This window comes from Photorhabdus sp. RW14-46, from assembly GCF_963887965.1.
Lineage (GTDB): Bacteria > Pseudomonadota > Gammaproteobacteria > Enterobacterales > Enterobacteriaceae > Photorhabdus > Photorhabdus laumondii.
Map to the genome: position 1 here is coordinate 1 of NZ_CAWPHH010000058.1, position 10,302 is coordinate 10,302.

A 10,302-nucleotide genomic window follows, 5' to 3' on the forward strand; every position below is an offset into this window, starting at 1 on the left:
TATCTATGTATTCTAAGTAGTACTTGGCTTTTATCGGCATAATAATATCGATATAAGCCTGATGAGGATCTTTATATTGGCTTAATATCTGGTTTTCATCGATCATTTCTATAGAAGCCAAATCTGTTATGCCGGGTTTTACCGATAATATTTTGTTTCTGACATCATCCGGGTATTTGTCCATAAATTGTGGTACTTCCGGTCTTGGCCCGACTAAGCTCATTTTGCCTCGGACAACGTCAATCAGTTGAGCTAATTCATCAATTTTATATTTGCGGATGAATTTTCCAGAGTGGGTAATACGGAGGTCATTGCCAATAGTGAGTTGTCCTTTTTGCTCTGATCCTGTCGTCATGCTCCTAAATTTGTGAATATAGAAATCTTGATTATATTGGCCTACTCGTTGTTGTCGGAAAAAAATAGGTCCTTTCGAATCGATTTTTATCCAGATAGCAATCGTGATTAAAATAGGGAGTAGTAGGATGAGTCCAATGAGGGAAGAAGTAAAATCAAAAAGCCTTTTTATAGCTAAATAATATGTCATCATTTATGCCAAGATCCCTTTAATTGTTTTGATAACGTAGATTTGGTCTTCTTTGGTCATTTTTGTATATAAAGGGATGGATACAATTCTTTTAAAATTTTCTTCTGCGACTGGGAAGTTGTTTTCATTAAGAGAATAGGTATTTTTCCAGATGGGTTGTTTATGTAAAGGAATAAAATGGACAGAACAGCCTATATTTTTCTCTGCCATTTTTATAATAAAGTCATCTCTGGATATTTTGACTTGATCATTTAGTCTAATAGTGTATAGATGCCAGGCATGCTGACTATTAGGTTCTTCAGGTTTAGTGGGTAAGGTAATTGGCAGCTCTTTTAATTCATCATCGTAAAATTTAGCCATTGCTTCTCTTTTCTTCTGAAAAGCATCTATTTTCTGTAATTGATGAATACCGATGGCGGCACAAATATCTGGCATGTTATATTTGTATCCCGGTTCAATGACTTCATAATACCAGGCTGGTGTTTTAGATTGGTATCTGTCAAAAGTATCTTTACTAATTCCGTGTAGACGCATGATTTTGGCTCTTTTTATAATGTCTGGATTTTTAGAGACTAGCATACCACCTTCCGCTGTAGTCATGGTCTTATTGGCGTAGAAGCTGAATACCGTCACATCCGTGTCTAGAGTGCCAATTTTCTTTCCCTTATATAAAGTCGGGAATGAATGCGCGGCATCTTCAACTATTTTTAGATTAAATTCTTTAGCTATAGCAATGATTTCATCCATGTCGCATGATAAGCCCGCGAAATGTACAGGCATAATCGCTTTAGTTTTGGCTGTAATTGCTTTTCTTATTGCTGCTGGATTAATATTCAGACTGTCAGGTAGAGAATCAACAAAAATAGGATGAGCGCCTAGATAACGTACAACTTCTGCTGTTGCAGTAAAGGTATAAGTAGGGACGATGATTTCATCACTAGGTTGGATACCAATTGCTTCCAAAGCTAAATGTAATCCGGCTGTTGCTGAATTTACAGCGATTGCTTCAACATCAGAACCTAAATATTGGGCAAAATCTTGTTCAAATTTTTTGGCTTTAGGGCCAGTAGTTATCCAACCCGTTTTGAGTGAATCAATGACTTCATCGATTTCAGATTGTCCAATTTCAGGTAATGCGAAAGGAAGGAATTTATTATTCATAATTTTTTCATCACTTGTAAGAATTTATCAGCCAAAATCGAATAAGTATGGTTTTTTAGTACATAATTTTTACCGTTTTTTCCCATTTGGCTTCTTTCTTCTGGGGAATATTGGCTCAGTCTTAACAGGCCATCGGCAATCGATTGAGGCGATTCTGGGTTTACAGTTAGGCCACAATTAACATCAGTAATGGGATCATTTCCGGCTTCAATAGAACTTACAATAATATTTTCAGCCATCATATAGTCCATTAATTTATTTGGAGAAACACCAAAACGATAAATTGGTGTTTTATGAGAACCAATGTAACTGAAGTCAAATAATTTTAGTAAGTCCGGCATTTGTTTTTTTGTTATTGGATCGAAAAAAGTTATATTTTTTAGCTTTAGAGATTCTGAATATTTTATAAGATTTTCTTTCTCTAATCCTGAACCAACGAAAACAAAATGAAAAGATTTTTCTCTTAAGATATTAGCTGCATCTATCAGATAGGTTAATGCATTAGGTATTCCATGGGATCCTGCATAACCAACAATAGTTTTTCCTTTATTTTTTAATGCATTAATTTTGAGCTTAATATCATCTGGTATAGGCTCATGGTTACTATCTTCCCAATCAGAGTATACAATTCCATTAGGAATTATATGCAATTTATCTATGTTTAGTCCATGTTCTACAACATGTTGATGAATATTAGGTAACATAGATATAACAGCATCTGAATTTTTATATGCGCTGTTTTCAGCTTGTTGGCATAACATTATAAAAGGGTGCTTAGAAGACATTCCCCCTAATTCTATTGGTGATAGAGGCCATAAGTCATGAATTTCATATATTAGTTTTGCTCCAGATTTCTTTGCTATATGTTTTGCAACCCATATATCTAATGGATATGTACTGGAAGCAATGACAACATCAGGTTTGATTTTATTGATATTTTTTTTCTTACTTAAATTTAAAAAAATTTGAAATAAAAAAGAAAAAATATTTATTACACGAGTGATTCCGTTTCCATTATATACTCTGGTTGGATACCAGATATAATTTATACCATTAATATTTTCTTCTGTAATCTTATTGTCTACATTAGGCTGTCTAGCTCTTACATGGGAAAATGAAGATGCCAATATGGTTGTCCTATGACCATATTTTAGCCATTCTTGTGCCAAATAGTATGGGCGAAACTCCATTCCATACTCTGGACTTCCAGCATAATGATTAATATATAATATATTCATAGATTATTTTATATCTCGGATCTTTTTAGCTGGATTACCTGAAAAGACAGTTGAATCTGGTACATCTTTTGTCAGTACAGCACCTATGCCGATAAGTGAATCATCACCAATATTCTTTTTTTGAATGATTGATGCATTTGGGCCAATCCATACATTATTTCCAGTGCGAACTCCCCCGCTAATTTCGGCACATGCAGTAATAAGGGTTCCTTTTCCTATATGACAGTTGTGGGCTATATGGACTAAATTATCGGTTTTGACATAATCCTCTATGATAGTATCTGAGAGAGTGCCTCTTGATATACATGTGTTAGAGCCAATCTCTACATTTTCTCCAATGATAACCCCTCCTAAATGTGGAAAGCGGATAGGTATACCTTCTTCTGTTCGTTCAAAACCAAAACCATCACCTCCGATGGATGAGTTTGCTCTTATTCTTGAATTTGATCCTATGGTCGTGCCTGAATGTATTATTACATTATGCTCAATTTGAACATTATCATGAATAGTACAACCGTCTTCAATTACAACATTGTGTCCTATAGATGCAGTTGGAGATATTTTAGTTTTAAATAAGAAATGACTAAATCCAATATTATTTCTTAAAAATTCTAATATTCGGATGAAATCTAATCTTGGATTTTTGCTAATTATCAATCCTGTATTTACGTTTCTAAAAAACTCTATATCAGATTCTTGACAGACTAATGTTACATTGGGATTCAATAATTCAATATCACCTTTTATAAAAGAAAGACTACCTTCTTTTATCTGGTTAATAGGAGATATATTGGTTATGTTAGTATTGTTTCCATGATAAGATAAATTGAGTTTTTTACAAATTTCTTCTGTTGAGATATTTTTTATTAATTGATAACACATCTTATCACCTCGAAACTTTCAGCATATTCTATTCCTATTTGAACGCCTCTTGTTCTTGCTAAAGAAAATATAAAATCTTCTGACATATAATCTCTATTGCCTTGTGACTTATATTCTCGTAGAGCGGATACTTTCTGGTTAATGTGTCTTTTTTCTAATTTTATAAAACAGGTGGTATCAAAAGATAAATTATTCCAAATCAACTCATATCCAAGTATAGTTGTATTTTTGAATGCTCTAAGTCCTTCTTGCGATATGGTCGTATGATCTTGATGTATGTCCTTCAGTGAAGGCATAAGAATAAGATCAAAATTATTTTTTTTTCTGATTTTTATTAAATTTTCTAGGATTTCTTGCCTGGCATAATTCAATTTTCTTACTTGGTAATTAAAAATTATTAAATTCTCATTTTTTATGCCTAATGCTTGAGTTGCTGCTTTAACTTCTGTTTTTAGAATATCTTTTGGCATTCCTTCGGGAACAGATTCTTCAGCGGTTGAAAAAGCAACATAGGTGACATTTGTTCCATTCTCAATTAATTTAGCTATAGTTCCTCCGGCTCCTAATTCACCGTCATCAGTATGAGGGGCAAGGATAAGTGCATTACGAAAAATATTTACCATTGTAAGATGCCTTTGCATTTATTAGAAGTAGATTTTATTTCTTATGAATATAATAGAAAATTTGGTATGTTAATTATATTTTAAAAACCCCCTCCTTTATATTTGTGTTATCTTTATTAATAATTCTTTGAGAGTAGGGAGCTCTTTCTTATTAGAACCAGTAAGCATATTTACTCATTTGAGAATAACCAAGTCTGTATTTTAAAGTATCCATAGAAATTCTAAATGTTTAAAAGATTCGACTAAATGAACCTTTAGAGGTAAGCAGGTATTATTTTGATATTTTTTAATTATTGGGCGAAAGGAGGAGAACAAATTGCTTTATGAATAATTAATGTTTGTGCTATTTCTTTGCGAATATTCTTCATTGTTTTTATCTTCAGCACGTGTCCAATGCTTTATACCGACATTTTATTCAGTAATCAAATATCGAATCAGCTTTTATGGGGTTGATCTGTATCCAGGATAGGATTCAGTGGTATCCCCTGTCTATCTATAGTCAAAAGCGGCATGTTTTTCCTATGAGCCATAGCAACTGGTACATAAAACCTATGCTGTCAATCATCCATTGATACAGAACGTCAGGGCTATCAGAGAAAGTATATCGATGGAACCAACATATCTCATTATTTGTCGAGAAGATCATGGTGTGTCATAATAATAACTATGTTTTCCATTATATTATAATAAGAAGAATCGTGATATTCAACCATTATTATTCAGGATATATCTTGATATTGAATATGTAATTCGGTTTAGGAATACTTGATTAGTCCATTAAAAAGTATATCAGAAATTTTATAGTCAAAATACTATTCTATTTTACGGTAATATTCTAATGGGCCTTTAATTATGCAATAGCATTCTTCAATAATTATGAATGGTCATTTATTATAATATGAATTTTTCTACTTCAATTTGTTTATTATGATTTAAAGAAAATATATAGCTCTTCTTTTGCTAAAAGAGTTGGACAGAATTTGGTATTTTTCTTAGTGACTTTATTGGTCTGATTAATAAAGTCTAAGTCTATCTTATAGGTGGAAAATTCAGTATTATTTATAAATAGACATGAATTGAAATCACCCAACATTTCTTTACATATCGGCAAATCAGATGTAATCATAGGTATACCATAAGTTGCCATTTCACACATCATTACACCTTGGGCATCTAGTCTAGTTGGCATTACTGCTGCTTTATATTGGTTTAATATATCAGGTATATCTTTCTGGTGAATAAATGTTTCTATATGAATGATATTTTCAGGTTTTTTATTATATTTGAAGAAGCTACCTTTTCCATAAATAGTAAAAGTGTAGTTCGGATTATTTTTCGCTAATGCTACTACCAAATCCACACTATATTTACTACCATCTAATGGCCTAATTGTTATAAAATCGCCTTTTTTGTTCGATTTTATATCGAAGGATTTCTCGAAAAAAATGATATTCGAAGAGTTATTGATAATATGTGTATTTTTTTCAATATTTAGATTTAAACATGATAGGCTATGTTTCTTCATCCATTTACTGACAAAAATCAATTGCAGATTATTTATATGTTTTTTTATAAAAAAACGCAAACAGAATAGCTTAAAATAGTCATATAAGTTTTGCGAGTATTTTTTTATGGTAGATTGTTTTGATACCCATAGATAAGGAGATGGATAATACTTATTTATTTTTAATGTTTCGTGCCCGTGAAATATGAAAACCAGTTTTTTTATCCTATGCATTTTTAAAAATAAAAAACTTAAATGATGTCTTATATTTGGAGCATGTGAAACAATACAATCATAGTCATCTAAACTATTTTGTTTGAAGTTTTTTTTATTATATACAGTTATGCCTTCAAAGATATAATTCTCACTAGCTGAAAAGTTTAATACATGTACATCAATCCCTAATTTTAAATATTCAATATTACGGCTATGTACAAAGGACATAGCATATATATTAATTGACGATGGATAATTTTCTACGAGGACTAGGATTTTTTTCATAGGATTATTTCTCCTTTTGAAATTATTTCACAAATTTGTTTTGCAGCTGTTCCATCACCGTAAGGGTTACATATAGTTCTTAATTTTAGATACAGTTCGTAATTTTCTAACAAATTAGTTGTGATGTTAATAATTTTTTCTATTTCTGTGCCAACTAATATTGCTGTGCCTGCTGAGATTGCTTCTGGCCTTTCTGTCGTATTTCTCATCACTAAAACTGGCTTACCTAAAGAAGGGGCTTCTTCTTGAATTCCTCCCGAATCAGTCATAATTAAGTAGCTCTTGTCCATGAGATATACAAAGCGATCATAGCTTTTAGGTTCTATTAAGTGAATATTAGTTTGATGTCCTAGTATTTTAGATACGGGGCTTATGACGTTAGGGTTTAGGTGAACAGGATAAACAAATCCGATATGAGGATATTTTACTGAAAGAGCATAAATTGCTTTGCATATATTCTCAAATCCCATTCCAAAATTCTCTCGACGATGCCCTGTGATTAAAATGAATTTAGTATATTGATTTAGGAAACTGAATTCATAATCAAATTCATCTTTTAAATTGGATTCATTAATAAGGTTTTTCATATACAATAATGAATCAATGACGGTATTTCCTGTGACGTAAATCCTATTTTCGGGAATTCCTTCAGTTAATAAATTATTTTTTGCCGTCTGTGTAGGAGCAAAGTGTATAGATGCTAAATTTGAAACCATTTTTCTATTACCCTCTTCAGGCCAAGGGGAATATATATTGTAGGTTCTCAAGCCTGCTTCTACATGAGCAATTTTAATTTGTTGATAATATGCAGCTAAACTTGCAGCAAATGTGGTGGTGGTATCACCATGAACTAACATCAAGTCTGGTTGATATTTTTCTAATTCAGGTTGCAGTTTTTGAAGTATGTTTTTTGTAATCGATGTCAGATCTTGTTTTTTTTCCATTATATTTAAATCAATATCTGGAGCTATTGAGAATAAGTTCAGGACTTGATCTAACATATCTCTATGTTGGCCTGTAACACAAATAAGCGTTTGGAGTTTGTTATTATTCTTGAGTGTTTTTATTAGTGCTGCCATCTTAATAGCTTCTGGCCTGGTTCCAAAAATAATCATAATTTTCATAGAATTTTCTTAAATTACCTTAATAATCAGGATAGGAATTCTATTTAGAGATTAATGCATCTCTAAAATTTATTTAATATAGGTCTTATATGGTTAGTGTGTAATGAATAGTTGATTTTTGATCTAAATCCCACTCTGTCTTAATAGCTCTTGCTGTTTTGATTTGGTGATATATGGTTGCTTATCACCTAATAAATAATTTTTATATGGTAAATATAGATTAATATGGTTTGAGTTGGAATATATTGAATGTCCGTAGTTTATTATAATATATAAGAATAGAATTAAACTATATAAATGCTTTGACTTAAACGAAAGCTTTCTATATATCATTATTAGAATAATGGGTTCACAAATTCCAAACATTAATAAATATCTTGATGCAATTATTTGATTAGATAAAAATAGGCCATATAGGCAGAAGGATAATATAGTTACTACCCAGCATATATAGATATATCCACCTTTGTTCTTAATTTCTTTTTTAAATACATAATAAAAAAAGAATATTAATAATATTTTTTTTATTAATTGGAATGTAATTCTTACACTACCAAATCGAGAATAACTAATTATTTTAGATAAATAATAGTTAGAGTTTAATATATTAATTATATATTCATTTTTAGAGAGTGAAATTAATAATAATCCTGATATAATACTGATAATTAAGAAAGTTCTTAGATATTTTCTTTGAGTTAAGATAGGTAGAACTAAAGCCAGCATTAAAGATTTATGGAAAAGAATGCCTAATATTATAACTATATAAAATATCTTATATTTTCTTTCTAATAAGTAGATAGTGGCTAAAAATAGAAATGATGTTGCAATAGAAAATCTTATTGAGCCTAAATCTAGATATACTAAAAATGTGGAAAAATATAAGGAAAAATAGTATCCACAATTAATATGAACAAATTTATTGAGCTTTTTTATTGCTAAGAATTTTATGATAATAGATAAAGATGCGGCTAGTAAAAAAAGATAAAATTCATCTTCTGTACATAGTTTTATTAAATAAGCTAACCAAAAAAATCCAGGCTCTAAAATAAGTGTTGGGTTTTTTATATCTATATCATGGAAAAAATAATAATAAGAATAATAATCTCCTCGTGAAATAGAGCATGATAAACCTATAGTAATAATAATAAAAGATAATAAATAAACAATAGGTTTATTTTTAAAATAATATTGTTCTAATAATCCCATAAAAAGCATCATGAATAGCACAGCATAGTAGTAAAGCATATATTCAATAATCCATTTTACAATAGTGATTTAATGATGTTTTTAGATTTTAAATATTATTATATTTTCCGTCTAGATAATAAATTGATTAAATTATACGAGAATATAATAGTAGTGATGATGTCACAAGCCAACCAGCAAATGGCAATGCTTGTTAAATTCATAGGAAATAAGGATATCATTGATGATATTAGTACTAAACATAACAATGCTTTAAATATATATATTTTTGTATTTAATCTGAAGTATCCATGTGCAGCTGAAAAACAAGATAGAATATTATTGCTAAATAAGAAAAATGCTGCACATACTAGAATTTGCATACTTAATACGGCAACTTTAATACTATATCCAAATATGATTGGTAGGATAATTGGGATTATAGCCGTGAATATTAGACTGGCTGGGATTAAAAAAGTCCCTATTTTTATAAACTTAAACAATTCTTTTTTAGATATATGGATATTTTTTATTTTTGACCATTTATTGAAAAATATGGGAGATATCATGTTTAATGGTAGAGCAAACATTAAATATCCATAGATAGCAATATTAAAAGCTCCGATGTTATCATGTGAAAAATTGTTTAATTTCATCAGCCAAAGAGTACCCATTGGTAATAAAGTTATAGCTAAACCTTGTAGAAATACACTATTCCCATTCTTTAGAACTAATTTCCAAGGGATTTTGTTTTCTTTTGTGTTATCTGGAGTATATGTTAAAATTAATAATGAAAAAAAAGATATTCCCCCTGCTAATAAATATATTTCAACTAACATTAAATGTTGAAATCCTACTAGATTTATTATAATGCCTAGTAAAAGGCATAGAGCAGGTAATATACTTACAATAGCAAAAATAGCTCCATCATTCTTTGTTAATAAAAGACCTCGAAGTAGAGCATGTCCCACTAAAAAGCTAACCGACATGCCTAAAAAAATATATGAGATAATATTAAAATTATTAATGATTTTGTTCTGGCTGAACCATACATACGCAATAGTACTAAATAAAATTGTAACAATGCCAATGTAGGTGATGCTAAATTTCCATAAAGGTTTGTGGGGAAAATTTAATTGGTTAATGATATAAATAAAACTCTGGGGGAAGCCAAAGCAACCGATGACAACCATCAAGTCAATCCATGATTTTACTAATGCAAATTGTCCTTGTGTAGATAACCCATAATAGCGATTAATTATCCATACCACAAAAAAAGAAGATAAAGTTCCTATAGATTGTAAAATAATTGAGGAGGAAATTTTTTTTAACATGTTAATCTTAAATGTATCCTATTTATTTTTGCCAATCCAACATTAGAGAAGCTGTTACCTTTATATTTTTTTCTTGTAAATAAGGATGCATCGGCAAGCTAATGACTTCTTGTGCGATTTCGTCTCCTATAGGCAGAGCAATATTGCTGGCCACCGCGGGTTGTTTATTTAGCGGGATCGGGTAATGAATGGCGGTGGGAATA

General features: G+C 30.4%; 10 protein-coding genes. All 10 read right to left on the reverse strand.

Annotation, left to right across the window (positions count from 1 at the left end; translation table 11 throughout):
- Window positions 1–547: sugar transferase (locus tag AACQ38_RS22845; RefSeq protein WP_165579137.1), on the reverse strand; the 547-nt coding region annotated here is incomplete at its 3' end.
- Entirely contained in the window at window positions 548–1,705 is a 1,158-nt protein-coding gene (locus AACQ38_RS22850; RefSeq protein WP_165579138.1) for a DegT/DnrJ/EryC1/StrS family aminotransferase, read from the reverse strand. It abuts the gene before it with no gap.
- Window positions 1,702–2,943, reverse strand: a complete 1,242-nt coding sequence (locus tag AACQ38_RS22855) for a glycosyltransferase family 4 protein (RefSeq protein WP_165579139.1) — start codon at window positions 2,941–2,943, stop codon at window positions 1,702–1,704. The genes AACQ38_RS22850 and AACQ38_RS22855 overlap by 4 nt, the downstream gene beginning before the upstream one ends.
- A 3-nt stretch (window positions 2,944–2,946) precedes the next feature.
- Window positions 2,947–3,825, reverse strand: coding sequence for a UDP-3-O-(3-hydroxymyristoyl)glucosamine N-acyltransferase (locus tag AACQ38_RS22860; protein WP_165579140.1), 879 nt, complete (start codon window positions 3,823–3,825; stop codon window positions 2,947–2,949).
- Window positions 3,810–4,448 carry a PIG-L deacetylase family protein gene (locus tag AACQ38_RS22865; protein ID WP_165579141.1) on the reverse strand — a complete coding sequence of 213 codons (639 nt, stop codon included), beginning with the start codon at window positions 4,446–4,448 and terminating at the stop codon, window positions 3,810–3,812. Before AACQ38_RS22865 ends, AACQ38_RS22860 begins: the two co-directional genes overlap by 16 nt.
- 925 nt (window positions 4,449–5,373) lie before the next feature.
- Window positions 5,374–6,453 carry a glycosyltransferase family 4 protein gene (locus tag AACQ38_RS22870; protein WP_165579142.1) on the reverse strand — a complete coding sequence of 360 codons (1,080 nt, stop codon included), beginning with the start codon at window positions 6,451–6,453 and terminating at the stop codon, window positions 5,374–5,376.
- The gene (gene wecB / locus AACQ38_RS22875) at window positions 6,450–7,577 is read right to left on the reverse strand and encodes a non-hydrolyzing UDP-N-acetylglucosamine 2-epimerase (RefSeq protein WP_165579143.1); all 1,128 of its coding nucleotides are present in this window, start codon (window positions 7,575–7,577) and stop codon (window positions 6,450–6,452) included. Before wecB ends, AACQ38_RS22870 begins: the two co-directional genes overlap by 4 nt.
- A gap of 123 nt (window positions 7,578–7,700) precedes the next feature.
- Complete coding sequence (locus tag AACQ38_RS22880; protein WP_207631965.1) at window positions 7,701–8,786, reverse strand: EpsG family protein; 1,086 nt, start codon at window positions 8,784–8,786, stop codon at window positions 7,701–7,703.
- Window positions 8,787–8,884: 98 nt separating this feature from the next.
- Window positions 8,885–10,099, reverse strand: a complete 1,215-nt coding sequence (locus AACQ38_RS22885; RefSeq protein ID WP_165579145.1) for a hypothetical protein — start codon at window positions 10,097–10,099, stop codon at window positions 8,885–8,887.
- Between the two features lie 22 nt (window positions 10,100–10,121).
- Window positions 10,122–10,302, reverse strand: a 181-nt coding sequence (locus AACQ38_RS22890) for a DegT/DnrJ/EryC1/StrS family aminotransferase (protein WP_207631966.1), incomplete at its 5' end; no start/stop codon positions are given.

Bases quoted from the DNA above. Each gene is read 5' to 3' on its own strand.
- AACQ38_RS22870 (WP_165579142.1), bottom strand. From the start codon at position 6,453: ATGAAAAAAATCCTAGTCCTCGTAGAAAATTATCCATCGTCAATTAAT.
- AACQ38_RS22850 (WP_165579138.1), bottom strand. From the start codon at position 1,705: ATGAATAATAAATTCCTTCCTTTCGCATTACCTGAAATTGGACAATCT.
- AACQ38_RS22860 (WP_165579140.1), bottom strand. From the start codon at position 3,825: ATGTGTTATCAATTAATAAAAAATATCTCAACAGAAGAAATTTGTAAA.
- AACQ38_RS22855 (WP_165579139.1), bottom strand. From the start codon at position 2,943: ATGAATATATTATATATTAATCATTATGCTGGAAGTCCAGAGTATGGA.
- AACQ38_RS22885 (WP_165579145.1), bottom strand. From the start codon at position 10,099: ATGTTAAAAAAAATTTCCTCCTCAATTATTTTACAATCTATAGGAACT.
- AACQ38_RS22865 (WP_165579141.1), bottom strand. From the start codon at position 4,448: ATGGTAAATATTTTTCGTAATGCACTTATCCTTGCCCCTCATACTGAT.
- AACQ38_RS22880 (WP_207631965.1), bottom strand. From the start codon at position 8,786: ATGGGATTATTAGAACAATATTATTTTAAAAATAAACCTATTGTTTAT.
- wecB (WP_165579143.1), bottom strand. From the start codon at position 7,577: ATGAAAATTATGATTATTTTTGGAACCAGGCCAGAAGCTATTAAGATG.